Source organism: Lactobacillus delbrueckii subsp. jakobsenii ZN7a-9 = DSM 26046 (assembly GCF_001888925.1).
Classification (GTDB): domain Bacteria; phylum Bacillota; class Bacilli; order Lactobacillales; family Lactobacillaceae; genus Lactobacillus; species Lactobacillus delbrueckii.
The window spans coordinates 1,426,853-1,450,542 of record NZ_CP018218.1 but is presented as its reverse complement, the minus strand read 5'-3'; the positions used below and the strand labels follow the sequence as shown (position 1 = coordinate 1,450,542).

The window sequence follows — 23,690 nt, the reverse complement described above, 5'->3', positions numbered from 1 at the left end:
TGTAAAATTAAACTGAACACTGTTCCGATCCAGTAAGAAAAATCGTTTTCACTGGATTAGAGCACAAAAAATCCATTTCAACCATCTGGTAGAATATGAATTACCACAAACATTTCTAGAGAGGTTAAAATGGATCATTCTTATTCTAACACTAAACCACACCAAAAGGGCAAGCACCTTACGCTAAACGACCGGACTACAATCCAGGAGCTGCACTCTAAGGGCTACTCTAATCGTGCTATAGCTAGAGAACTTAACTGCTCACCAAGCACGGTCGGATATGAGCTCAAAAGAGGCACAGTATCCCTGTATACCGGCAATGTGAGGCGGTATAAAGCTGTCGAAGGGCAAAGCACTTACGAACTACATAGAAGCGAATGCGGCCGCAAGAGCTTGTTTCTTCGCAGACATAAGTTCATCGACTATGTTTCCCACTGCTTTCATAATCAAGGCTGGTCTCTTGATGCTTGCGTGGGTTATGCTTTGGCCAAGGGAATCTTCCAGAAAGATCAGGTCGTATCAACCAAAACTCTGTATAACTACGTTGACTTGGGCCTAATGGACATCAAGAACGGTGATCTTCCAGAGAAGGTCAAGCGCAATACTAAGACTCGTCGTGCCCGTGTAAACAAGCGTATCCTGGGACGAAGCATCGATGAACGTAGTCCTAGAATCGAAAGCCGTAAGGACTTTGGCCACTGGGAATGCGATCTGGTTCTTGGACACAAGACTAAGGACGACGATGTGTTGCTTACTCTGTGCGAACGAAAGACGCGTCAGTTCTTCATGATCAAGATTGAGGATAAGACCTCAGCTAGCGTTATGAAGGCATTTGATAAGCTTCGAGAGTACTACGGATCCAAATGGAATCAAATCTTTAAGTCTATCACAACTGACAACGGATCTGAGTTCGCAGATCTATCCAATCTTGAGCAAGTTTCCAAGACTCTTGTGTACTACGCTCATCCTTATACATCTTGTGATAAAGGCAGCGTAGAACGGCACAACGGGCTTATCAGACGCTATATTCCCAAGGGAGACCGTATGGATAAGTACAGTGTGGAAGATATTGCTAAGATCGAGGTATGGTGCAACTCTCTTCCTCGGAAGATCTTAAACTACAAGACTCCAGAAGAGTACTTTGACACCGAACTTGACCGCATTTACCGGCGTAGATAGTCAAAATCTACCAGATGTTATGGTAAGTGTTCAATTTATTCTTGCAATTGGCGCAGATTAAACAGTAATAAGTATAAAGCATTTAGTAGATGATATAGTTTGTCTTACTGGCCATTAGCCAGCTGAACTTTTTTCAGGCCAGCAGCCTGGCGGACCAGGTCGCTGATTCTTTGCCGCTCTGCCAGACTGATGTGCTGGTAGGAGACCCCGTCCTGGTTAAAGCCGGTCCCGTGGGTGTAGTCGGTTTCCAGCTGGTCGCCGCTTGCCCGGTAGGACTTGGCCATCTGGGTCAAGTCGCTGAAAGTCAAATCAGTTCTGACCTGGCTGGAAACAGAGTTGAGGAAGGCCGGCTTTAAGAGGCTCTGGACGTCAGCCCCACTTTTAATAATCGCGGTCAAGACCTGTCTTTGCCGCTTTTGCCGGCCGTAGTCGCCTTCAGGGTCGTCATAACGCATCCGGCAGTATTCCAGGGCCTTGTCCCCGTTCATGTGGGTCGTCACGCCCTTTTTATAGCTATAGCCCTCGTAGTCAAAGCTCAAAAGGGGAGTAATGTCGACCCCGCCCAGCTGGTCGATGATCGACTTCATCCCGCCCATGTTGATCAAGGCATAAGTATTGACTGGAATCTTGAAATACCGGTCTAAGGTTTGGCTGAGCAGCTTGACCCCGCCGTAAGTATAGGCGGCATTGATCTTAGAAGGGGAGTATTGAGGATATTGCGGGAAGTTGACCTGGAAGTCCCGCTCGATGCTGACGATGGTCGACTTCTTGGTCCGGGGATTAAGGACTAAAACCATGATGGAGTCGGTCCGTCCCTTGTAGTCCCGGCCCAGGGCCCCGGTGTCAGTCCCCAGCAGGAGGACGACTAAGGGCTTTTTTCCCTTTAATACTTCTTCCTTGCTCCCATTTTCAGCGGCTTTTAAGCCGCTTTTTTGATAGGACCGGCTGACGGCTCTTTCAACATTGAAGTAGCTGTAGGCCAGCATGCCGGATAAGATGACCAGCAACAGAATTGCCAGACTCATGATGATTCTAAAAATTCTCTTGCGCATTAAATTCTTCTTTCCCTGTAAAGCTAATTGGCAAAAAATAGCTAAACACACATTTATTTGTTACTTGTTCTTCATGACCGGCTGGTAGACCAGGTCGATCAAAATGGCGGCCAGGAAGGCTACGGCCAAAGTGGTCAAGAGCTCCTTAATCCCGATGGCCGGCATGGCGATGCCCAAAAGTGCTAAAAGGCAGGTCAAAAGGATATCGGCGATCTGGACACTGGCTACCGGCTTAGATGGGGCAGACTGCCAGAAGAAGCGCTTGGTCCGGGTGATCAAGACGATCATCATGGCGCTCATAACTAAGAAGACGTAGACCATGGTTCCAACTTGATCATGATTTACTCCGGCCTTTGTTAAGGCAGAGACGAAGGCAAAACCGATGATTGTCCAGGCTCCGGCCAAGGAGAAGGCAATTTTAGCCAGCTTGCCCATGTCCCAGTTCTCCGGCTTGTAAGTGATGTGAGTCTTGTCGGTTCCGATCATCATGGTGACCATGTTGTTCATGATCGTGTAGATGACCATGGCATTTAAGGCCATCGGCAGGTAGCCGAAAATAAGATAAGAGAAGGTCAAGAGCATGGTCAGTTCAGCCGTTCTGGCTAGTTTGGTCAAAGACCAGGTGGTCATCCGCTGGTAAACCCGGTGGCCGGCATCCAAGATCTTGACGATAGGGCTAAGGCCCTCATCCAAAAGAACCATCTTGCTGCTCTTTTTTGCCACGTCAGCGGCATTTGATACAGCTATGCCGACTTCGGCCTGCTTGAGGGCAGGGGAGTCGTTAACCCCGTCCCCGGTCATGCCGACGATATAGCCAGCCTTTTGGAAGTACTTGACCATATCCAGCTTGTCTTCCGGCAAAACGTCGGCGATCCCGGCCAGGTCTTCCGCCTTTACCCCCTCTTTAAAGTCGCTGATCGAGATGACCTTGCCAGTCAAGCCGACTTCTTCAGCCACGCTGGCCGCGGTTTTCTGGTTGTCCCCGGTCAGCATGACTGGCTTGATTCCCCGCTTGACCAGTTCGGCCAGGGCGGCTTTTGAATCAGCTCTGACCTTGTCTTTAGTGATAAAAATACCCGCCAAACGGTCGTCGAGCAAAATCCCGACTGACCGGCCCAGACTGAGGTCGACAGCTGCCATTTGTTCAGAAATAGCTGGATCAATCTTACTGAACTGCTTGACTGAACCCAGCTTAACGTCGTGGCCTTCTCCTCGGCCTTCAGAATAGCCCTGGCTGGAAGTGAAGGGGGTAAAGGCTTCTGCTTCTTTAACTGGTATCTTTTTCTCTTGCAGAAAGTCCATTAAGGCCAGGTCGATCACGCTTTGGTTGCGCTGGTCGATGGCCAGGCTGGTCAAGGCTAGAACTTCTTCATCTGAGAGCTTTGAAAAATTAGCAAAAGAGGCGACAGCCGTCTTGTTTTCAGTAATGGTCCCGGTCTTGTCCAGTAAGAGCAGGTTCAGATTGGCCGCGTCTTGAATCCCGGTTAAGTCACTGGTCAAAACTCCTTCTTTAGACAGGCGGGTGGCCTCAAAGGAATTGGAGAGGGCAAAAGTTGACGGCATAGCTACTGGAATAGAAGCGATAAACATCATGGCCAGGAAGGGCAGCATTTCCAAGATATTTTCACCCCGGATTACGGCCGCGATCAAGAGGATGACGGTCAAAACCCCGTCTAAGAGGCAGAGGTAGTAGATGATCTTGGTCAAAAGCTGCTGTAGGTGGCCAGGTGCCGCGGACTTGTTGATCAAGTTGATGGTCTGCCCGCTTCTTGAATTGGTCCCGGTCGCGCTGACTCTGCCTAGAGCCTCGCCGTCCATGACGGTCGTGCCCGCAAAAGCTGTCGCCCCGGCTTTTTTATGGACATTTTTGGCTTCCCCGGTGATTGAGGATTCATCTAAGGTCAAGTTCCCGTCCAAAAGGTCAATGTCGGCGGCCAAAATATCCCCTTTTTGCAGGTTGACGATATCGCCGACTACCAGGTATTTGGAGTCAATTTTTTGCCAGCGGTCATCTCTTAAAACAGCGACAACCGGGGTCAGCTGCTGGGAAATTGAACTCAGGACCTTGCGGGACTTCTTCTTCTGCGTGGCCCCGTTGTAGGCGGCAAAGAGCAGCATAAGCAAAACGAAGAGGGACTGGATCCACTTGCCTAGGGCACATTCCAGGAGGAGTGCCGCCTCCAAAATCCAGGCACTGAGATTCCAAAGCTTGCCGGCAAATTCCTTCCAGAAGCTGAATTCCGGCTCCGGCACCTGGTTGAGTCCGTCTTTTTTTAAGCGCAGGTCAGCTTCAGTCTGCGTCAAGCCTTTTACTTTCATGCAAAGATCTCCTTATAATTATTCTTCAGTCGTGACGTGTTACATTTAGAAGTTATTTTTCTCACTGTTCATTGTAGCTCCCAGGTTGATATAAATAAAATACTGATTTATGATGTTAGATATCTAAAGAGTTGATATCTACTAAGCTAAAAGATCATTAAAAAGAGAGGGAAGAAAATGAATTTCAAGCAGCTCAATTACTTTCTGGTCGTAGCCGAGGAAGGGCAGATTACTTCAGCCGCCAAGCGGCTCTTTGTCGGCCAGCCAGCCATCAGCTACCAATTAAAGCAATTAGAAGAGGAGCTAGGGGCTAAGCTCTTTATCCGTCAGCCTTACGGAATTGAACTGACCGAGGCTGGAAAAAAGCTGCGGGATTACGCTGGTCAGATTTTGACCTTAGCCAAAAACGTCCAAACCGAAATTACGGAGCTGGACCGGGGCGGGCGGGGAAGGGTTAAATTAGGTTCCGTCTCTTCTTCAATCGGCGAGCTTCCTTCCGCCAAATTGACGGCTTTTGCCCGCCAGCATCCCGGCGTCTCCTTTGACATCTACGAAGACAACACTTTCGGCATCCTGGACAAGCTGCAGGGCAACCTGCTGGACCTGGCCATCGTCCGCACCCCCTACAACCGGGTCAACTTGAACTTTGTTGACATCAGCGATGAGCCGATGACCGCGGTTACTTGCCAGGACTTTTTCCCTGGCAAGGGAAAAGTAAGGCTGCAGGCCCTGGCCGGCCAGCCCCTGGTCATCTACCGGCGCTTTGAGGACATGTTCAAGGAAGCCTTCGCGGAAAAAGGTCTCACCCCAAATTTTGTGGTTAAGTGCGATGATTCCAGAACCGCTATCCGCTGGAGCGACTCTGGCCTGGGGATTGCCCTGGTGCCGGAATCAATCGCCAAAACTTATGCCAAAGGCCACATCTACCCAATCGACTCGGCTAAGTGGCGGACCCGCCTGCAGCTGGTCTGGCGCAAAGACCGGGTGGTTACCCCCTTAATGCGGCAAATTATTGCCCTATATGCAAAATAAAAACTGGAAGCCAATCTAGGTTTCCAGTTTCTTTCTATTGTTTGTCTTTATGCCCGGCTTGAAGTTAGGTTCATCCGCCGTTCAAAGTAGTTGAGCAGACGGGTCAAAATAAAGGTGACCACGAAGTAGATGCACATGGTGATAAAAAGCGGCATGACCCCGCGGTAGGTCGCGGTTTGGACCAGGCCAGTCTCGTACATCAATTCCCCGACCCCGATGACGGAGACCAGGGAGCTGTCCTTGGTCAAGGTAATGAATTCATTGCCCAGGGCTGGCCAGATATTCTTCAAGGCTTGCGGGAAGACTACGTAGCGGTAGGTCTTGGCCTGGCTGAGGCCCAGGGACCGGGCAGCTTCCGTTTGCCCCTTGGCCACGGAATTGATCCCGGACCGGATGTCTTCAGCCACGTAAGCCCCGGAGTTAAGGCCGATGGCGATGATCCCGGCGGCCAGGGCCGGCATATTCTTGATCAGCATCCCGACCCCGAAGTAGACAAACATGATCTGAACCATCTGCGGAGTGCCCCGGAGGAACTCAATGTAGCAAACGGCAATGGCGTGCAAAAGCTTGTTCTTAGACAGACGCATCAAGGCGAAGATGACACCCAGGACTAAACCAATCGTGATGGAGCAAATCGTAATAATCATGGTGTAGCCCAGGCCAGTCGCGAAGTAGCCGGCGTACTTGCTCATGGAGTTGTTGGTCTTGCTTAAGGCCTGCTTCATGGCCTTGGCAGCGGCCGGGATGTACTTCTTGTTAAACAGGTCCTGCTTTTGGCAATTGTTGATGGTTTTGTTGATGGCCTTGACCAGGTCGCCTTGCCCCTTGGCCACCCCAACAGCGTTGCCCATCTGAGCCTGGCTGAGGCTGGACTTGACCAAAGACAGGGAAGTGTCGTTAGTGGCGTAAGTCTTGGCGTTCAGTTCACCTAATAAAACAGCGTCAACCTTACCGGACTTAAGCGCCATGAGCAGGTTGCTGATCTTTGCCAGCCCTTTGACCTTGATCCCGCTCTTAGCAGCGTTTTTCTTCAAGGAAGTGTACTGAAGCGAACCGGTTTGGGCACCAACTGTCTTGCCTTTAAAGGAGGCGGTGCTGGTATACTTGGCCTTGTTGGTCTTGCTGATGACAAAGTAGTCGGACTTTTCAGCGTAGTAGATCTTGGAGAAGTCAATGCTCTTTTTCCGTTCGGCCGTTGGGGTCATCCCGGAAATGATCACGTCGATCTTGCCAGTTTCCAGGGCAACCAGGAGGGAGTCAAAGTCCATGTTCTTGATTTCCAGCTTGACCCCCAGGTCCTTGGCGATCTGCTTGGCCAGTTCAACATCAACGCCGACATACTTGTTTCTGCCGTTGACGTTCTTGGTAAATTCCAATGGCGGGTAGTCAGCGGACATGCCGACAACTAATTTGCCGGACTTCTTGATCTTCTTCATGACCGTGCCGCTGGCCATTTTCTTGCTGCTGGCGGCATCAACTGCTGGAATTGCCGCGGTAAAGAGCCCGGCCAAGAGGAGGAGGGCGGTCATAATTTTAATAAGTTTCTTCATCTTGCTTCATTCTTCCTTTGCTAGCTAGGCTTCCAAAATTTTTGCCAAAAAGTCCTTGGCCCGGTCACTTTGCGGGTGGTCAAAGACCTGGTCGGGGCTGCCCTGTTCCAAAAGATAACCGTCAGCCATGAACCAGACCTCATCAGCGACTTTTCGCGCGAAGCCCATTTCGTGGGTGACCACAACCATGGTCATCCCAGTTTGGGCTAAATCCTGCATGGTCTTTAAGACTTCCCCGACCATTTCCGGGTCTAAGGCACTGGTCGGTTCGTCAAAAAGCATCATGTCCGGCTGCATGGCTAAAGCCCGGGCGATAGCAACCCGCTGCTGCTGGCCGCCGGACAGGCTGGCCGGGGAGTGGTCAGCAAAGTCATCCAGGCCAACTTTTGCTAAAAGTTCATGAGCCAGGTCGCCGGCCTCCTGGTCGCTCATCCCTTTGACCTTCATCGGCGCCAGCTTGACGTTTTCAATGACGGACATGTTAGGGAAGAGGTTGAAGCTTTGGAAGACCATGCCCATCTTCTGCCGGAGTTGGTCCAGCTCTTCTTCTTTAAGGTCGGTCAGTTCCGTTCCTTCAAAAATGACCTGGCCGCTGGTTGGCTTTTCCAGCAGGTTCAGACAGCGCAAAAAAGTACTCTTGCCTGAACCGGATGGACCAATAACCGTGATGACTTTTCCTTTTTCGATGACGGCATTGATGTCCTTGAGAACTTCCTTGTCGCCGTAATTCTTCTTCAGATGCTTAACTTCGATGATCTTGTTCATGTTTAATCCTTCGTCTAAAAGGACACAAGCAATGAAGAGCTGACAAGCGGCAAAGTTCCGGGCAAGAGTACTTAAAATTGATCAAGTTGACAGTAATTGAAATACTGGAGCCAATGAGCGACTTATGACTATGACAGCTTCTCATTGCCAGTCCTCGCCTTGCAATGAAACAGCTTCAGTCACCATCGTGGATGGTGCTATGTTCGGTGGTGATAAGTCCTCGTCCTCATTATGATCTGCTCCTTTAAAAATAAAAGTAAAGATAAATCTGAAATTAAATCTATTATTGGTTTTTTAATTTTAGCGTAAAAGGGAAGCTGATGCAAGGGAAAATGACAACTTTTATGAAAAAGATTGTAAAAATAGGTAAAATAGCCAGATATTCGCATAAAGCTAAGAAAAGAAGCTTTTTGGGGGTAAGTTGCTAAGATATTTAGAAATCACTGGCTTCTTGATTGTTTTTTCTAGCCGCCCTTGTTATGATAGGGGGCACGTAAGGGGGGACTTTTTTGCAAAAAAGAACAGATAAAGGGTCTGGCAGAAGGACCGGATTTCTCCAAAAGCTGGCTGCCCTCTTGATCGCCGTGATCTTTCTGGCTGGCGGGATCATGATAGGCCAGCATTTGCCCATGAAAAGCCGGGAGCAGGTAACGGTGGCCACGGTTTCCGCTAAATTGAAGGCTATTGGGGAGCTGGCGACTGAGCAGTACACCTATACTGGCATTTACAAACTATCTAACGGGCAGATTCCTTTTATCACCAAGAAGGGCTTCACTATGGTCTATACAGCCAACTTTAAAGCCGGGGTCAAGGTCAAGGACATCAAGGTCCAAGTCAATCAAGACCAGGTGACCGTGACTTTGCCGCAAAGCCAGCTGCTGGACAAGAAGATCGACCCGTCCTCAATCAAGTTCTATGACCAGAGCTATGCTCTTTTTAACTGGAACCAAAAAGAAGACATTACCAAGGCTGAGCAGGCGGCCTTAAAGAGGGCAACAGGCGTGGCCAAAAAGTCCGGCCTCTTGGCCCGGTCGCAAAAAAATGCCAAGAAACTGATCAGGCAGCTGCTCCAGGGGACCCTGGATAGCCGCAAGCTGGTCATCAAGACGGAAGAATAAAGCAAAGAAATACGCTCAAATCAAGCTGATCTGAGCGTATTATTTTTTGTCAAATGGCCAGCAGGGCTAAAAGCGCGACCAAAATAATACTCCCATTGGCAAAAACAGCTTTTGCCCGCTTTTTAACTGCCTCGTCTGGCAAGTTGGTCTGAACTAGTATAAAGAGCAGGGGAAAAACTGTCAATTCTCCAAGGGAATTTTGCGTACAAAAAAAGATCCGCTTATGCGGATCTTTCTTGAGCTAATCTTTTAATGATTAGTCTTGAGCTGGGAAGAAGTCGAGACGTTCGCCGTCACCGAGTTGTTCTTCGATTCTCAACAATTGGTTGTACTTTTCAACACGTTCTGAACGAGCTGGGGCACCAGTCTTCAGTTGGCCGCCGTTAGTAGCAACAGCGAAGTCAGCGATGAAGGTGTCACCAGTTTCACCTGAACGGTGAGAAATCATGGTGTTGTAGCCGTGCTTACGTGAAATCCGGATGGTTTCCAAAGTTTCAGTTACAGTACCGATTTGGTTCAGCTTGATCAATGAAGCGTTACCTGCGCCTTCCTTGATGGCCTTTTCCAGCAAACGTGGGTTGGTGCAGATAAAGTCGTCAAGAACGATTTGCAGACGGTCCTTGTGGCTTTGAGTGAACTTAACCATACCTTCAGTATCGTTTTCGTCGTAAGGGTCTTCCATTGAGATCAATTCTGGGAATTCTGCGAGCAACTTGTCGTAGTATTCTGCCAATTGGTCACCGTCAAGAACCTTGCCTTCCAGGTGGTACTTGCCGTCTTCCTTGTTGTAGTAGTATGAAGCGGCACAGTCACAAGCGATGGCAATGTCTTCGCCAGGAACGTAACCAGCACGTTCAATAGCTTCGTGCAAAGCCTTCAAAGCTTCTTCTGAGTCCTTCATGTTAGGAGCGAAACCACCTTCGTCACCCAAGCCAGTTTCGTAACCCTTTTCTTCCAAAACCTTCTTCAAGGTGTGGTAAGTGTTAACGATCTTTTCGAAGCCGTCACGGAATGAAGTCTTCTTAACTGGAGTGATCATGAATTCTTGGATGTCGATGCCGTTGTCAGCGTGTTCACCACCGTTGATAACGTTGTGGAAAGTTTGAGGCATTGACAAGTCAGTACCGCCAAGGTAACGGTAAAGAGGTTGGTGGGTAGCCTTAGCAGCTGCTACAGCAGTAGCCATTGAAGTACCCAAGATAGCGTTAGCGCCCAACTTACCCTTGTTTGGAGTACCGTCAAGTTCGATCATAGCCTTGTCGATAGCTGGTTGGTTGAATGGGTCTGCGCCTTGCAGTTCGTTGTTGATGGCAGTGTTAACATTGTTAACAGCCTTCATAACACCCTTGCCGCCCAAACGTGAGCCACCGTCACGCAATTCAACAGCTTCGTTTTCACCAGTTGAAGCACCAGATGGAACTTCAGCGCGGCCAACTACACCGTTTGACAAAGTAACTTCAACTTCAACAGTTGGGTTACCACGTGAGTCAAAGATTTCTCTAGCATGAACGTTTTCAATAACAACCTTGGTCATTAAAAAATCCTCCTTAAAATACGCTGGCGGAGGAATTCTCCGACAGCAAGAGCATTCGCTCTGTAATTATTTACAAGTTCATTATAGTATAAGCTTGTGAATCCGTAAACAGCCAGTTTTTTGAAAACGATTCCAAAAACCGCTTTTTTACAAATTTTACTTTTTGCTAAGCAAGTTTGGTCAAAATCCAAGTTCGAAAGCGGTTAGTGAAAAAATTTCCCGGTTAAGGAAAAACTGTTAAAATAGATTTAGAAACAGACAAGGCAGGAAAAGCTGCCAGAGACAATATAGAATCGGGATAATATTATGGAAAACGTGAGACTGATAGTTGATTCAAGCGCCAATACTTTGACCGACCCAAGCCGCGGCCTTGAGGTCGTGCCCTTGACTTTGACCATCGGCCAGGAAAATTGGCTGGATGACGAGCAGCTAGACATGGGCGCATTTTTGAACAAGATGGAGGCCAGCCAGGAGGCAGGCAAGACTGCCGCGCCAAGCATCCAGCGCTGGCTGGATAGTTTGGAGGGCTGCGAGAAGGCAGTGATCGTGACGCTGACCAGCGGCTTGTCGGGGACCTACTCTTCCGCCTTGCAGGCCAGAGACATCTACTTAGAGACTCACCCGCATGCCCAGATTGTGGTCGTTGACTCCCGGTCAGCCGGTCCGGAACTGGAAGTAATCCTGGAAGGGATCGAAAGCATTCTTAAAGATGACAAGCTCCGCTTTGCTGACTTGGAAGCCAGAATTGCCGAGTACCGGACCAAGACTCACTTGCTTTTCGTCCTCCAGTCCCTGCGAAACCTGTCCTTAAACGGCCGGGTGTTGCCAGCCGTGGCCAAAATTGCGGGGATACTGAAGATAAATTTAATCGGGACGGCCAGCGTTGACGGTGACTTGCAGCCTTTGACCAAGGCAAGAGGAATGAAGAAGGCCCTGCGGGAACTGGTCAAGCAGATGAAGGAAGAGAAGTACCAGGGCGGCCGGGTCGTGATTGACCACTGCGAAAATGAAGCTGATGCTGAGAAGCTGAAGGAACTGCTGCTAGCAGAATATCCGGAAGCTGAGATTACCATTCGGCCAATGCGGGGCCTGTGCTCTTTCTACGCGGAAAGAGGGGGGCTTATGGTCGGCTTTCACAATTAATAAGCTGCAAAATAAAAAAATCCAGGGTTCTGTTAAGTTAGAACTCTGGATTTTTTGCTCCTATATATCGTTATCGTCTCTGTTATGTATTATGTTCTACTTCAAAAAGAGGGCAGCATAGATTGTCTGCACGACTGTAAAACAGAAGACCGACAAGGCCACGGCTCCCAGGACGTCTGACGGGTAGTGGGCCCGGAGGTTAAGGCGGGAGATAACCACAAAGAGCCAGTAGATCAAAAGAATTACGGCAAATAACTGATCAAATTCCCGTCTGAGCAGGGCGTAAAGGATCAGGCACATGGTCGTTGCCCCTAAGACATGGCCGCTGGGGAAGCTGTAGCCTTCTTCTTCAGACAGGTGGGCATGAGGGCGGCTCCGCTTGACCAGGTGCTTGACGATAAAACCGGCTGCATCGGTCACGCCTAAGGTAGCCAGGACCCAAAGGCCGAGCCGGTAATTGTCTTCGTTTAAGAGCAGGCCGGCAATCAAGACGTCCCAGACAATGACCAGCTTGGGCTCGTTGATGAAGGCGATGATCTTCCAAAAAATATTCTTCTGCGTCCGCACCAGTTTCTTGTGCAGCTTCCGGTCCAGGCGGTTGAAAGCCGGGGAATAGAGAATGTTGAGGATCAAGACCAGCAGGACCAGCCCTGAGATTGTCAGTGAGATAAGGTCGACTTGCAAATTTTCATTTTCCTTCTAGCAAAACTTGACTTGTCCAGATAAAAACAACCGGACTTTTACGGAAAATATTCTACACGTCCCCAGCTGGAAAATCAACCAATACAGGAAGCGTATACAAAGTTGATAAAAGTTGGCCGAAATCTGTGAAAACGCTTGCTTCGCAAGGGCCTTTTTGTTAAATTAGACCAGGAGAAAAATAGCAACATATAAACGGTAAATAGTGTTAGGAGCTTGTTTAGGAGAAAATGAGAACGAGAAAGAAAATTTGCGATATGAATGTGGCGGTGGTTGACCGGCAGAATCTGCCTGCCTTACTGGCTAGCGGGAAAATAGCTGCCCAGGCCGACGAGGACTACCAGATAAACCAGAAGACGGTAGTGGCCTACGACTTCCAGATGGACCTGCTTTTGGGCAAGTACCGGACGATCATTTATGACGCCGATGCCGGTTGGGTCTTGCTTGAAAAGAAGACATGCCGCCGCCTGGTCCATGAACTGAGAAAGAAGGAGCCAGCCCACGAACTGACTATTAAAAAGCAGCTCTGTCGGCAGATCGGAATGTCGGACCAGTATGTGCAGTCCTTTGGCTCACATGCCTATTTCTCTTTTTTCATCATGCGCCACAAGCCGCTTGACCTGGTGGGCCTGCACCAGATGAAGCTGTTTGAGTGCCTTGACAATCACGGTCTTTTTCTGACTTTAGACCGGCAGTATTGCTTCAGTTTGGAGATGCCCAGACAATCTGGCCGGGGCCAGCAGATCCTGCAAGACTGTATTACCCACAACGCTGCCTTTTTGCACCTGGCAAGCGCCCGGGCAGCCAGCTGGGGCTGCCAGTTAAAGCCGGTCAGCCGCAAGTCTCTCTTAAACGACCCGGCTTATATTAGGGAAAGCCGGCTGGCAGAAATCAAGGCCATGGATCCCCGGCAGATTTTGGAAGAAGCAGAGGACAACTACTTAAACTATTGCTCAGAGGAATTTTTGAAGGAATTCCGGGCTTGGAACTGGGGCAAGCAGGACATGCGGCAGCTGATCAACTACTGCAACAAGTCCTTTAATGAAATCAAATAACTCAAGTCGAAAAAAAGCAATGAAAAATGCTCATCAGCCGATGAGCATTTTTTATGTATACTTATAATCTTAGCCCAGCTTTTGTGCCTTGAGCCAGTTCATCAAGTCCAGGACGTGTTCGTTGAGGACGTCCTTGCAAGTGAAGAGGGTCAGGTCTGAGCTGACCTTGACGTCCAGGGGAACACGCTTTAGGCCGTTGACTTCGCAATTGTCGTCATCAAGCGGGCCGGTGTACGGCTGGATAGCCAGGCCCTGCTGGGTGTAAACCATCATGGTTTGCGCCACGACATTGTTGGCAAAGAAGATCCGGCTTTGCTTGCAGTTCTTTTCAATCCGGTCCTGCATCAGGGTAATCAGCGGTGATGAACAAGAAAGGTCCAGGAAGACCAGGTCCTTGCCGTCCAGGTCCTTTTCTGAAAGCAGGTCCTTTTCAGCCAGAGGGTGGTCATTTGGCACCAGGGTGCACCACTTCAACTTGCCTATCGTGTAGGCGGTGAAGTCTGGGAATCTCGGCATGGCTTCCGGAGTTGACAAGACCAGGTCAAGCTCGTGGGAGGCCAGCTTCTCAAAGAGAACCGGGCTGCTTTCAACGAAGAATTCGATGTTGACGGTGTCGCGGCTCCTGCGGAACTGGCGGATCAAGCCAGGAAGGATCAGCTGTTCGGCTAGAATTCCGATTAAGCCGACCTTCAAGGTGATTTGTCCTTCTGACATGGCGATCCGCTTGGCCTTGGAAACGGCGGTCCGGTAGTCGTTCAATTCGCTCTTGATGCTGTTGTACAAAGACCGGCCGGCTGGGGTCAGCAGCATCTTGCGGCGGGAGCGGCTGAACAGCTGGTAGCCCAGTTGCTTCTCGATTGAGGATATGGCCAGGGAAACCGCTGGCTGGGACATGTTCATATTTTGTGCAGTCTTGGTAAAGCTCTGCGTCTGCGCGGCGTTTACAAAAATCTCTAGGTGTTCGATTCTCACGGGTTTACTAAGCTCCTCATAATAAAAAGATTGAAATGTCAGATATATATGCTACGCGTATCAAACAGTTCCGATATAATAATATATCAATTCCTCAAGAAATGAAAACACTTGTTATTAAAAAATCGAAACTTTTAAAAAAATTCGCCGATTGTAAAATTAAACTGAACACTGTTTCGATCCAGTAAGAAAAATCGTTTTCACTGGATTAGAGCACAAAAAATCCATTTCAACCATCTGGTAGAATATGAATTACCACAAACATTTCTAGAGAGGTTAAAATGGATCATTCATATTCTAACACTAAACCACACCAAAAGGGCAAGCACCTTAAGCTAAACGACCGGACTACAATCCAGGAGCTGCACTCTAAGGGCTACTCCAACCGTGCTATAGCCAGAGAGCTTAACTGCTCGCCAAGCACGGTCGGATATGAGCTCAAAAGAGGCACAGTATCCGTGTATACCGGCAATGTGAAGCGGTATAAAGCTGTCGAAGGGCAAAGCACTTACGAACTACATAGAAGCAAATGCGGCCGCAAGAGCTTGTTTCTTCGCAGACATAAGTTCATCGACTATGTTTCCCACTGCTTCCATAATCGAGGCTGGTCTCTTGATGCTTGCGTGGGTTATGCTTTGGCCAAGGGAATCTTCCAGAAGGATCAGGTCGTATCAACCAAAACTCTGTATAACTACGTTGACTTGGGCCTAATGGACATCAAGAACGGTGATCTTCCAGAGAAGGTCAAGCGCAATACTAAGACTCGTCGTGCCCGTGTAAACAAGCGTATCCTGGGACGAAGCATCGATGAACGTAGTCCTAGAATCGAAAGTCGTAAGGACTTTGGTCACTGGGAATGCGATCTGGTTCTTGGACACAAGACTAAGGACGATGATGTGTTGCTTACTCTGTGCGAACGAAAGACGCGTCAGTTCTTCATGATCAAGATCGAGGATAAAACCTCAGCTAGCGTTATGAAGGCATTTGATAAGCTTCGAGAGTACTACGGATCCAAATGGAATCAAATCTTTAAGTCTATCACAACCGACAACGGATCTGAGTTCGCAGATCTATCCGATCTTGAGCAAGTTTCCAAGACTCTTGTGTACTACGCTCACCCTTATACATCCTGTGATAAAGGCAGCGTAGAACGGCACAACGGGCTTATCAGACGCTATATTCCCAAGGGAGACCGTATGGATAAGTACAGTGTGGAAGATATTGCTAAGATCGAGGTATGGTGCAACTCTCTTCCTCGGAAGATCTTAAACTACAAGACTCCAGAAGAGTACTTTGACACCGAACTTGACCGCATTTACCGGCGTAGATAGTCAAAATTTACCAGATGTTATGGTAAGTGTTCAATTTATTTTTGCAATTGGCGTTTTAAAAAAATTTACCTAACTATTTCTAATTTTCCCGGTTAAAAAGTGCTGCCAGGCAAAAGAAATTGAGGTATTAACAATGAAAAAGTGTTCATTCTTAGCATCATGACTAAACTTTATTGTTAATCCTGTAAAAAATCAAGTGGTAAACTCGGAAAAATGATCGATTTAGAATAAATTTATAAATTTGTACTTGTTGATTTTAATAAGAATAAAGTATGATATAGTTTCGAAACATCAAATAAATTAAGGAAGTGGAACATGAAATACGTCTTTAGCTACCTCAAAGACTATAAAAAAGAAAGCGTTCTGGCCCCGCTTTTCAAGCTGCTGGAAGCCCTGTTTGACCTGTTCGTTCCCCTGGTCGTGGCTAGGATTATCGATTACGGGATCAAAGAAAGAAATCAGGCCTATGTTTTCCAGCAGGTTGGCCTCTTGGCCCTTTTGGCCCTTTTAGGGATAACGGCCAGCATTACTGCCCAGTGGTTTGCCGCCAAGGCCAGCGTGGGACTGGCCAGCCAGCTGCGGCAGGCGGCTTTTGACAAGGTGGAAAAGTTCAGTTTTGCCAACCTGGATCAGCTGCCGCCCAGCACCTTGATCACCCGCTTGACCAGTGATATCAACCAGGTGCAGACCGGCTTCAACATGGCTTTGCGCCTCTTATTAAGAAGTCCTTTTATCGTCTTTGGGTCAATGATCGCGGCCTTTACGGTCAATGTTAAAGCGGCCTTGATCTTTGCCATAGTGATTCCGCTTTTGTCCCTGGTCGTTTTTGGCATCATGCTGGTCAGCATCCCCCTTTACCGGAAGGTGCAGAAGCGGCTGGATGAAATTACCCGCTTGAGCAATGAAAACCTGGCCGGGGTCCGGGTCATCCGGGCCTTCAGAAAAGAAAGAGCCGCCGTGGCCAAATTTGATGAAAAAGTTTCCGCCATGACCAAGCTGAACGAGTTCGTCGGCCGCCTGTCAGCCGCCATGAACCCGGTGACTTATGTCATGATCAACATCGCGGCCATTGTCTTGATTCAAGTTGGCGCCGTCCAGGTAAATACCGGAGCAATGGCTCAAGGGCAAGTGGTGGCTCTTTACAACTACCTGGCCCAAATAATCGTGGAACTGATTAAGCTGGCGAGCCTGATTATCACCATCAACCGGGCCTGGGCCTGCGGAGACCGGGTTGGCCAGGTTCTGGCCACGGAAAATGACTTGACTTATCCTAAAGCAGGTCCAAAGGTCACAAACAGCCAGGTTGACTTTAAAAATGTTTCCTTTACCTATCCGGCAGCCTCCGCGCCAGCCGTTTCAAACTTGACCTTTACGATCAAGCCGGCCGCGACTGTCGGCATTATCGGGGGGACGGGCAGCGGCAAGAGCACCCTCTTGAAGCTGTTGACCCGCTTTTATGACTGCGGGGAAGGGGAGATCAAACTGGGCGGCGTTTCCATAAAGGAACTGACCCAAGAGGAACTATTGAACCAGTATGCCCTGGTGCCGCAAAAGGCCCAGCTTTTTGCCGGCAGCATTCGGGACAACCTGTTGATGGGCAGGCTGGAGGCCAGTGATGAAGAACTCTGGCAGGCCCTCAGCCTGGCCCAGGCGAAAGACGTAGTCTTGGCTAAGCCCGGCCAGCTGGACTTTCAGCTCGAGCAGGAAGGCAGAAACCTTTCCGGTGGGCAAAAGCAGCGTTTGACCATCGCCCGGGCCCTGGTCAAGCAGGCTCCGCTTTTGATTTTAGATGACAGCGACAGCGCCCTGGACCTGGCAACGGGGGCGCGTCTGCGGCAGGCTCTGGCCAGCTTGAAGGACGTAACTAAGATTCTGGTTTCCCAGCGGGCTTCCAGCATCATGCAGGCTGACCAGATTCTAGTATTAGACGATGGCAAACTGGTGGCTAGCGGCAAGCACGAAGAGCTTTTGGCCAACTGCCAGGTCTACCAGGAAATCTATTATTCCCAGTTCCCGAAGGAAAAAGAAGCAAAAGAAGATAAGGAGGGGAGACGATGAAAAAGCAAGACAAGAAAATGGCCAGCTGGCAGGCGATGAAGCAGCTTTTGCCAATTATCGGCCGCTACCGCCTTCTTTTATTCATCAGCATAATTCTGGCGGCAGTCTCCGTTATCTTCCAGCTTTATGTGCCGATCATCTTTGGCCGGGCCATTGACCAGATTGTCGGCCCTGGCAAAGTTAACTTTCCAGCTATTGGCCAGGACCTGGTCCAGATTTTAATCTTGGTGATTGTCTCAGCCGCCGCCACCTGGATGATGGGCCTGATCAACAATAAACTGACCTACCGGACCGTCCAGGATATCCGGGAAAAGGCCATCCGGCAGCTGCAGCTTTTGCCCTTGTCATATCTGGACCAGCACCCAAGCGGGGACATTGTTTCCAGAATCATTGCCGACACCGACCAGCTCTCTGACGGCCTGCTCCTAGGCTTTTCCCAGCTTTTCTCCGGCTTGATCACTATTGTGGCTACCCTAGCCTTCATGCTCAGCCAGTCGGTGGAAATTACCCTCCTGGTTTTGGTCTTGACTCCTTTGAGTTTCATCGTGGCCCGCTTTATTGCCAGCCGGTCCTACCAGATGTTCAGAAAGCAGAGCCAGACTCGGGGCGAGCAGACCAGCTTGATTGAGGAAATGGTGAGCGGAGTCAAGGTGGTCAAGGCTTTTGGTTATGAAAAAAACGCCTCAAGCCGCTTCGCTGAAATAAACCACCGCCTGCAAGAATACAGCCAGCAGGCGACCTTTTATTCCAGCCTGACCAATCCGGCCACCCGCTTTATCAATTCCCTGATTTATGCCCTGGTCGCCTTGGCGGGTGCTTTTGCCATCATGGGTGGACGTTTTACGGTTGGGGGGCTCAGCGTTTTGCTGAATTACTCTAACCAGTACATGAAGCCGTTTAACGACATCAGCTCGGTGATTACTGAGCTGCAAAACGCGGCTGCCTGCGCCGGCCGGGTCTTTGAACTGATCAATGAAGAGCCGGAAGCTGATCCGGTTGACTTGAACAAGGCTGATGTCGATTTGTCTGAAGTCAAGACCGGTTCAGTCGTCATTGACCATGTCAACTTCTCCTACCAGGCGGACAAGCCTCTGATCAGGGACTTCAACTTGAATGCCAAGCCGGGGATGCGGGTTGCCCTGGTCGGGCCGACCGGCTGCGGGAAGACGACCACCATCAACCTGCTCATGCGCTTTTATGACGTGGATTCCGGCGGAATTTACTTAGGCGGCAGAAATATCAAGGACATGTCCCGCCATGCCTTAAGAAAAAATTTCGGCATGGTCTTGCAGGACACTTGGCTGGAAGAGGGGACAGTCCGGGATAACCTGGCTTACGGCAAGGAAGATGCTACTGACGAGGAAATCATCGCAGCGGCTAAAGCTGCCCACAGCTGGGGCTTTATCCGCCGCCTGCCCCAGGGCCTGGACACGCCCCTTTCCGCTGACAGCTTAAGCGCCGGGCAAAAGCAGCTGCTCTGTATTACCAGGGTCATGCTGTTGGACCCGCCAATGCTGATTTTGGATGAAGCAACCAGCTCTATCGACACCCGGACAGAAATGCTGATTCAAGCTGCTTTTGACAAGTTGATGCAGGGCCGGACCAGCTTTGTCGTGGCCCACCGTTTGTCCACGGTCGTTAATGCTGACTTGATCCTGGTGATGAAGGACGGGCAGATTATTGAACGCGGCAAGCACGCTGACCTTTTGGCCCGGGGCGGCTTTTACAGCCAGCTTTACCGCAGCCAGTTCGCGAAATTGCCATCATAACTGAATACTTTTTAAGTTTTTAACCGTTCTCTAAGTGAGAGCGGTTTTAATTTGCAAAATAATTGCAAAAATACTATTATTTTTTGAGAAAAAGATAGAAGGATTTAGTATAATTACTTTGTCGCCAATTGCAAGAATAAATTGAACACTTACCATAACATCTGGTAGATTTTGACTATCTACGCCGGTAAATGCGGTCAAGTTCGGTGTCAAAGTACTCTTCTGGAGTCTTGTAGTTTAAGATCTTCCGAGGAAGAGAGTTGCACCATACCTCGATCTTAGCAATATCTTCCACACTGTACTTATCCATACGGTCTCCCTTGGGAATATAGCGTCTGATAAGCCCGTTGTGCCGTTCTACGCTGCCTTTATCACAAGATGTATAAGGATGAGCGTAGTACACAAGAGTCTTGGAAACTTGCTCAAGATTGGATAGATCTGCGAACTCAGATCCGTTGTCAGTTGTGATAGACTTAAAGATTTGATTCCATTTGGATCCGTAGTACTCTCGAAGCTTATCAAATGCCTTCATAACGCTAGCTGAGGTCTTATCCTCAATCTTGATCATGAAGAACTGACGCGTCTTTCGTTCGCACAGAGTAAGCAACACATCGTCGTCCTTAGTCTTGTGTCCAAGAACCAGATCGCATTCCCAGTGGCCAAAGTCCTTACGGCTTTCGATTCTAGGACTACGTTCATCGATGCTTCGTCCCAGGATACGCTTGTTTACACGGGCACGACGAGTCTTAGTATTGCGCTTGACCTTCTCTGGAAGATCACCGTTCTTGATGTCCATTAGGCCCAAGTCAACGTAGTTATACAGAGTTTTGGTTGATACGACCTGATCTTTCTGGAAGATTCCCTTGGCCAAAGCATAACCCACGCAAGCATCAAGAGACCAGCCTTGATTATGAAAGCAGTGGGAAACATAGTCGATGAACTTATGTCTGCGAAGAAACAAGCTCTTGCGGCCGCATTCGCTTCTATGTAGTTCGTAAGTGCTTTGCCCTTCGACAGCTTTATACCGCCTCACATTGCCGGTATACAGGGATACTGTGCCTCTTTTGAGCTCATATCCGACCGTGCTTGGTGAGCAGTTAAGTTCTCTAGCTATAGCACGATTAGAGTAGCCCTTAGAGTGCAGCTCCTGGATTGTAGTCCGGTCGTTTAGCGTAAGGTGCTTGCCCTTTTGGTGTGGTTTAGTGTTAGAATAAGAATGATCCATTTTAACCTCTCTAGAAATGTTTGTGGTAATTCATATTCTACCAGATGGTTGAAATGGATTTTTTGTGCTCTAATCCAGTGAAAACGATTTTTCTTACTGGATCGGAACAGTGTTCAGTTTAATTTTACAATCGGCGATAATTACTTTGTACAAGTCTCTAATGACAAAAAACAGCTAGATGGAAGCTGGTAATATGATTGAAAAAGATGATCTGACTGATTTTGCCTGGGAAAAGCTCTTCCCGCTGACTACAGGTCTAAGCGGTGATCATGCCGAATTTGAACACATGACAGTTGCAGATGCCAAGGGGCAAGAGCACCTGCTTAATGCTTAGGTTCGCAAGGCTGAAGTTGCTGGCCGGGAATTGCACCTGTGCTACATTACGCCGATCAACAGCAACCGGACCTTTTTGACCGGCCTGCTGGACCTGCGCTCTTTCCAAGAAGTCGGCCAAAGCCGGACAAGGGACTGGATCAAGGAAGGCGAGCGTGTTTCGATCATTTCCTTTGACCTGGTGGGGATGAAGGTTGTGACTGTTAAAAAGTATTAATTTCATCCAGTACTAAATAGTAATATTTCTTACCAATTCATGATATAATGCCGGTATCAAAAGATTGGAAGGAAGAAACGATGAGCGAATACATGTCCATATCAAAAGCAGCTGAATATCTTAACGTTGCCAAGTCAACTCTCCGCAATTGGGAAGCTGAGGGATTGATTACTCCGCTTAGAACTGCCTCCAATCAACGTCGCTACACTAAAGAAATGCTAGATGAGGTTCTGCAAGGCAATATGAAAGCAGCTAAGCCTAAGAAGCTGCTGACCATCGGCTATTGCCGGGTTTCTTCTGGCCATCAAAAAGAAGACCTCCAAAGGCAGAAGGATGTAGTGTCTAGATATTGCGAAGTCAATGGCTATCAGTTTAAGATCATTCAAGACGTTGGATCTGGTCTCAACTATAAGAAAAAGGGCTTGACAGAGCTGATCAACATGATCTGCAAGAAGCAGTGCGAGCGAGTCGTTGTAAATTATCAAGACCGGCTTGTCCGTTTTGGCTTTGAAATGATTGAGACAATCTGTCAGGCAAACGATGTAGAGCTGGTTGTCATCAATCAGACAGATAACGTTGATCCAAATTCAGAACTTGTAGAAGATGTTTTATCTATAATCACCGTTTTCTCAGCTAAGCTGTATGGAAAGAGGTCACATCAGAATGCAAGAGTCATCCAAGAAAGCAAGAAACTCTTCAGTCAAGCAGACAGTGACAAAGACTCAGCCCAAGACGATTAGAGTCTACTACAAAAAGTTAAGCGATGAAGAATTTGCCAGAATGTCCGACTTTTTTGAAAGATACGGCAGGTGCCGGCATTTCTTTTTGAACCGCTACTGCGGCATCAAGTCGATGCTAGCGGTTAATAACTGGCAGGCTCTGCGCAACCAAGTTCGCAAGTGGGACAAGCCGGTTAAAGGTTCGAAAGGCAAGCTAGAAACAGTCTACAACTTTCAGACCAAGCACTGGGTTGGTGCTCTCCGTGAGGCATGTGCCAACATAAAGAGCATGTGGTCGAATCTGGCTAACCGTTTGAAGAAGCTGATTCAAGGAAATGAAAATCTTTCTGCAGATCAGCGCCACCTTCTGTTCTTTATTTTGAAATTTAAGAGCGCATGGCAAGCCGTTCTTCTTCACAAGCCAATTGAGCTGCCAGAAGAATACACTGAAGCTTTAACTGAAATAGAAGCTAAACTGACGGATAAGCAAATCAAGCAAGCGCACAGCTACCTGCGCCGGATTACGTACCGCTACCACTACCGGGCACGCAAGTCGGGCAAGCTTGGCTCTAGCATGAAGTGTGACTTGAATTGGGCATTTGAAGGAAATACTTTTTCATTCAGTTCCGATGTGCCTAGAAAGCAGTTTTCTGTAGAGATGACCAGTTCGTGGAATTATCCACGCACCGGCGATATCACCGTGGTGCTTGACCGCATCAAGCAGCGCCTTGAAGTTCATAAGCTGATCTCTAGCAAGCGTTACAGCAATGATTCAAAGAAGGCAATCGGCATTGACAAGGGGCTTGCCACCCTGCTTTCCTGCAGCAGCGGCAATGAATATGGTGAAAACTTCAGCAAGCTTGCCAATGCCATCGTTGACAAATACGGCAAGCGAAACGCAAATCGCCAGCCATATGTGAGTTTGCGCTGGCAGCTCAATCAGCAGCTTGAGCAACTGGAGAAGGCAAACCAACCTTTGTCTAAGACTGCTTTGAGGAAGAAAATAAAACTGCTTGGCAAGCTTAAGAATCTGGAGCAGAACAATATCGGCAGAAAGTCGTATGACAAGAGCTACCGCTCAGCGCAAGAAACTGTCAGAAGCTTTATCAACCATGCGATAAACAGGATGATCGAGACAGAGCATCCGGCGGTCATTGCTAAGGAAGACTTGACATTCGTAAAAGAAAAAGGCGTCAAATCAGATAACAGCAGATTCGCAAGAAAGATACGCAAACGCTTGAATTCATGGACTAAGGGCCAACTGGATGAACGTATTGAATATCTTTCAAGCAAGAATTCGATTGAAACTCATGATGTCAATCCGGCATATACTTCTCAGTACTGTCCGATCTGCGGGCAGCATTTTGAGGAAAGATACGGCAGTCATCATGAATTGACCAAATGCAAGAAATGCGGCGAGATGAATGCGAATATCGCCGCAGCCAAAAACATATTGAGTAGATTAACTGACGAAGAAATCACGCTTTACACGCCTTACAAGCGAGTTAAGGAGATTCTTGTCAGTCGGGTAAAAGAAGCATAAGCTAAGTAATACTACGAAGTTGAAGGCTCTAGCATGTAAGAGCAGTCAGCTTTAACGAACTCAGTTCGGGGTATTAA

Annotated in this window: 21 protein-coding genes; 12 read left to right on the top strand and 9 right to left on the bottom strand. The window is 48.5% G+C overall.

Annotation, left to right across the window (positions count from 1 at the left end; genetic code table 11):
• Positions 1 to 129: 129 nt before the first annotated feature.
• Positions 130 to 1,179, top strand: a complete 1,050-nt coding sequence (locus LJ046_RS07430; RefSeq protein WP_002878880.1) for an IS30-like element ISL7 family transposase — start codon at positions 130 to 132, stop codon at positions 1,177 to 1,179.
• Between the two features lie 104 nt (positions 1,180 to 1,283).
• Here LJ046_RS07430 and LJ046_RS07425 read toward each other — a convergent pair whose 3' ends face one another.
• Positions 1,284 to 2,231, bottom strand: a complete 948-nt coding sequence (locus LJ046_RS07425) for an LCP family protein (protein ID WP_002879876.1) — start codon at positions 2,229 to 2,231, stop codon at positions 1,284 to 1,286.
• Positions 2,232 to 2,291: 60 nt separating this feature from the next.
• Complete coding sequence (locus LJ046_RS07420) at positions 2,292 to 4,550, bottom strand: HAD-IC family P-type ATPase (protein WP_002879875.1); 2,259 nt, start codon at positions 4,548 to 4,550, stop codon at positions 2,292 to 2,294.
• A gap of 177 nt (positions 4,551 to 4,727) precedes the next feature.
• On the opposite strand from LJ046_RS07420, the gene LJ046_RS07415 reads away from it, so the two are divergent.
• A complete protein-coding gene (locus LJ046_RS07415; protein WP_002879873.1) occupies positions 4,728 to 5,582 on the top strand; it encodes a LysR family transcriptional regulator in 855 nt (284 codons plus the stop codon).
• Positions 5,583 to 5,629: 47 nt separating this feature from the next.
• Here the strand turns inward: LJ046_RS07415 and LJ046_RS07410 are convergent, their stop codons facing one another.
• Positions 5,630 to 7,132 (bottom strand): ABC transporter substrate-binding protein/permease, encoded by a 1,503-nt coding sequence (locus tag LJ046_RS07410; protein ID WP_002879872.1) that lies wholly within the window; start codon positions 7,130 to 7,132, stop codon positions 5,630 to 5,632.
• A gap of 24 nt (positions 7,133 to 7,156) precedes the next feature.
• The gene (locus LJ046_RS07405) at positions 7,157 to 7,897 is read right to left on the bottom strand and encodes an amino acid ABC transporter ATP-binding protein (RefSeq protein ID WP_002879870.1); all 741 of its coding nucleotides are present in this window, start codon (positions 7,895 to 7,897) and stop codon (positions 7,157 to 7,159) included.
• 509 nt (positions 7,898 to 8,406) lie between these two features.
• Between LJ046_RS07405 and LJ046_RS07400 the strand changes: the two genes are divergently transcribed.
• Positions 8,407 to 9,015 carry a DUF4230 domain-containing protein gene (locus LJ046_RS07400; protein ID WP_002879869.1) on the top strand — a complete coding sequence of 203 codons (609 nt, stop codon included), beginning with the start codon at positions 8,407 to 8,409 and terminating at the stop codon, positions 9,013 to 9,015.
• A gap of 49 nt (positions 9,016 to 9,064) precedes the next feature.
• Here the strand turns inward: LJ046_RS07400 and LJ046_RS10590 are convergent, their stop codons facing one another.
• Both LJ046_RS10590 and eno read right to left on the bottom strand, forming a co-directional pair.
• On the bottom strand, positions 9,065 to 9,199 hold the full coding sequence (locus LJ046_RS10590; RefSeq protein ID WP_002879865.1) for a hypothetical protein: 135 nt from the start codon (positions 9,197 to 9,199) through the stop codon (positions 9,065 to 9,067).
• Positions 9,200 to 9,271: 72 nt separating this feature from the next.
• The gene (gene eno / locus LJ046_RS07395) at positions 9,272 to 10,549 is read right to left on the bottom strand and encodes a phosphopyruvate hydratase (protein ID WP_002879863.1); all 1,278 of its coding nucleotides are present in this window, start codon (positions 10,547 to 10,549) and stop codon (positions 9,272 to 9,274) included.
• A gap of 306 nt (positions 10,550 to 10,855) precedes the next feature.
• Here eno and LJ046_RS07390 point away from each other — a divergent pair, with 306 nt between their 5' ends.
• The gene (locus LJ046_RS07390; protein ID WP_002879860.1) at positions 10,856 to 11,692 is read left to right on the top strand and encodes a DegV family protein; all 837 of its coding nucleotides are present in this window, start codon (positions 10,856 to 10,858) and stop codon (positions 11,690 to 11,692) included.
• Positions 11,693 to 11,788: 96 nt separating this feature from the next.
• Here the strand turns inward: LJ046_RS07390 and LJ046_RS07385 are convergent, their stop codons facing one another.
• On the bottom strand, positions 11,789 to 12,376 hold the full coding sequence (locus LJ046_RS07385) for a phosphatase PAP2 family protein (protein WP_002879859.1): 588 nt from the start codon (positions 12,374 to 12,376) through the stop codon (positions 11,789 to 11,791).
• A gap of 272 nt (positions 12,377 to 12,648) precedes the next feature.
• Here LJ046_RS07385 and LJ046_RS07380 point away from each other — a divergent pair, with 272 nt between their 5' ends.
• A complete protein-coding gene (locus LJ046_RS07380) occupies positions 12,649 to 13,446 on the top strand; it encodes a hypothetical protein (protein WP_002879858.1) in 798 nt (265 codons plus the stop codon).
• 69 nt (positions 13,447 to 13,515) lie between these two features.
• Here LJ046_RS07380 and LJ046_RS07375 read toward each other — a convergent pair whose 3' ends face one another.
• Positions 13,516 to 14,418, bottom strand: coding sequence for a LysR family transcriptional regulator (locus LJ046_RS07375; RefSeq protein WP_002879857.1), 903 nt, complete (start codon positions 14,416 to 14,418; stop codon positions 13,516 to 13,518).
• A gap of 281 nt (positions 14,419 to 14,699) precedes the next feature.
• Here LJ046_RS07375 and LJ046_RS07370 point away from each other — a divergent pair, with 281 nt between their 5' ends.
• The 3 genes from LJ046_RS07370 (at position 14,700) to LJ046_RS07360 (ending at position 19,576) form a co-directional block, all read left to right on the top strand.
• Positions 14,700 to 15,749, top strand: coding sequence for an IS30-like element ISL7 family transposase (locus tag LJ046_RS07370; protein WP_072557716.1), 1,050 nt, complete (start codon positions 14,700 to 14,702; stop codon positions 15,747 to 15,749).
• A 315-nt stretch (positions 15,750 to 16,064) separates the two neighbouring features.
• Positions 16,065 to 17,807 (top strand): ABC transporter ATP-binding protein, encoded by a 1,743-nt coding sequence (locus LJ046_RS07365; protein ID WP_002879605.1) that lies wholly within the window; start codon positions 16,065 to 16,067, stop codon positions 17,805 to 17,807.
• Positions 17,804 to 19,576: an ABC transporter ATP-binding protein gene (locus LJ046_RS07360; protein WP_002879606.1), complete on the top strand. Its 1,773-nt coding sequence runs from the start codon at positions 17,804 to 17,806 to the stop codon at positions 19,574 to 19,576. The genes LJ046_RS07365 and LJ046_RS07360 overlap by 4 nt, the downstream gene beginning before the upstream one ends.
• A gap of 175 nt (positions 19,577 to 19,751) precedes the next feature.
• On the opposite strand, the gene LJ046_RS07355 is transcribed toward LJ046_RS07360, so the two are convergent.
• On the bottom strand, positions 19,752 to 20,801 hold the full coding sequence (locus tag LJ046_RS07355) for an IS30-like element ISL7 family transposase (protein WP_002878880.1): 1,050 nt from the start codon (positions 20,799 to 20,801) through the stop codon (positions 19,752 to 19,754).
• Between the two features lie 193 nt (positions 20,802 to 20,994).
• On the opposite strand from LJ046_RS07355, the gene LJ046_RS10205 reads away from it, so the two are divergent.
• The 4 genes from LJ046_RS10205 to LJ046_RS07340 all read left to right on the top strand — a co-directional run bounded on the left by LJ046_RS10205 (position 20,995) and on the right by LJ046_RS07340 (position 23,613).
• Positions 20,995 to 21,135 carry a hypothetical protein gene (locus LJ046_RS10205; RefSeq protein WP_002879945.1) on the top strand — a complete coding sequence of 47 codons (141 nt, stop codon included), beginning with the start codon at positions 20,995 to 20,997 and terminating at the stop codon, positions 21,133 to 21,135.
• A gap of 30 nt (positions 21,136 to 21,165) precedes the next feature.
• Positions 21,166 to 21,351, top strand: a complete 186-nt coding sequence (locus LJ046_RS07350) for a hypothetical protein (protein ID WP_002879946.1) — start codon at positions 21,166 to 21,168, stop codon at positions 21,349 to 21,351.
• 80 nt (positions 21,352 to 21,431) lie between these two features.
• Positions 21,432 to 22,091, top strand: coding sequence for an IS607 family transposase (locus LJ046_RS07345; protein WP_072557732.1), 660 nt, complete (start codon positions 21,432 to 21,434; stop codon positions 22,089 to 22,091).
• A complete protein-coding gene (locus tag LJ046_RS07340) occupies positions 22,063 to 23,613 on the top strand; it encodes an RNA-guided endonuclease TnpB family protein (protein ID WP_072557731.1) in 1,551 nt (516 codons plus the stop codon). The genes LJ046_RS07345 and LJ046_RS07340 overlap by 29 nt, the downstream gene beginning before the upstream one ends.
• The last annotated feature ends 77 nt before the right edge of the window (positions 23,614 to 23,690 follow it).

Excerpts from the sequence above, each read along its gene's own strand:
- LJ046_RS07390 (WP_002879860.1), top strand. The coding sequence starts at position 10,856 with ATGGAAAACGTGAGACTGATAGTTGATTCAAGCGCCAATACTTTGACC.
- LJ046_RS07360 (WP_002879606.1), top strand. The coding sequence starts at position 17,804 with ATGAAAAAGCAAGACAAGAAAATGGCCAGCTGGCAGGCGATGAAGCAG.
- LJ046_RS07420 (WP_002879875.1), bottom strand. The coding sequence starts at position 4,550 with ATGAAAGTAAAAGGCTTGACGCAGACTGAAGCTGACCTGCGCTTAAAA.
- eno (WP_002879863.1), bottom strand. The coding sequence starts at position 10,549 with ATGACCAAGGTTGTTATTGAAAACGTTCATGCTAGAGAAATCTTTGAC.
- LJ046_RS10205 (WP_002879945.1), top strand. The coding sequence starts at position 20,995 with ATGATTGAAAAAGATGATCTGACTGATTTTGCCTGGGAAAAGCTCTTC.
- LJ046_RS07380 (WP_002879858.1), top strand. The coding sequence starts at position 12,649 with ATGAATGTGGCGGTGGTTGACCGGCAGAATCTGCCTGCCTTACTGGCT.
- LJ046_RS07410 (WP_002879872.1), bottom strand. The coding sequence starts at position 7,132 with ATGAAGAAACTTATTAAAATTATGACCGCCCTCCTCCTCTTGGCCGGG.
- LJ046_RS07345 (WP_072557732.1), top strand. The coding sequence starts at position 21,432 with ATGAGCGAATACATGTCCATATCAAAAGCAGCTGAATATCTTAACGTT.
- LJ046_RS07415 (WP_002879873.1), top strand. The coding sequence starts at position 4,728 with ATGAATTTCAAGCAGCTCAATTACTTTCTGGTCGTAGCCGAGGAAGGG.
- LJ046_RS07425 (WP_002879876.1), bottom strand. The coding sequence starts at position 2,231 with ATGCGCAAGAGAATTTTTAGAATCATCATGAGTCTGGCAATTCTGTTG.
- LJ046_RS07355 (WP_002878880.1), bottom strand. The coding sequence starts at position 20,801 with ATGGATCATTCTTATTCTAACACTAAACCACACCAAAAGGGCAAGCAC.
- LJ046_RS07365 (WP_002879605.1), top strand. The coding sequence starts at position 16,065 with ATGAAATACGTCTTTAGCTACCTCAAAGACTATAAAAAAGAAAGCGTT.
- LJ046_RS07430 (WP_002878880.1), top strand. The coding sequence starts at position 130 with ATGGATCATTCTTATTCTAACACTAAACCACACCAAAAGGGCAAGCAC.
- LJ046_RS07370 (WP_072557716.1), top strand. The coding sequence starts at position 14,700 with ATGGATCATTCATATTCTAACACTAAACCACACCAAAAGGGCAAGCAC.
- LJ046_RS07405 (WP_002879870.1), bottom strand. The coding sequence starts at position 7,897 with ATGAACAAGATCATCGAAGTTAAGCATCTGAAGAAGAATTACGGCGAC.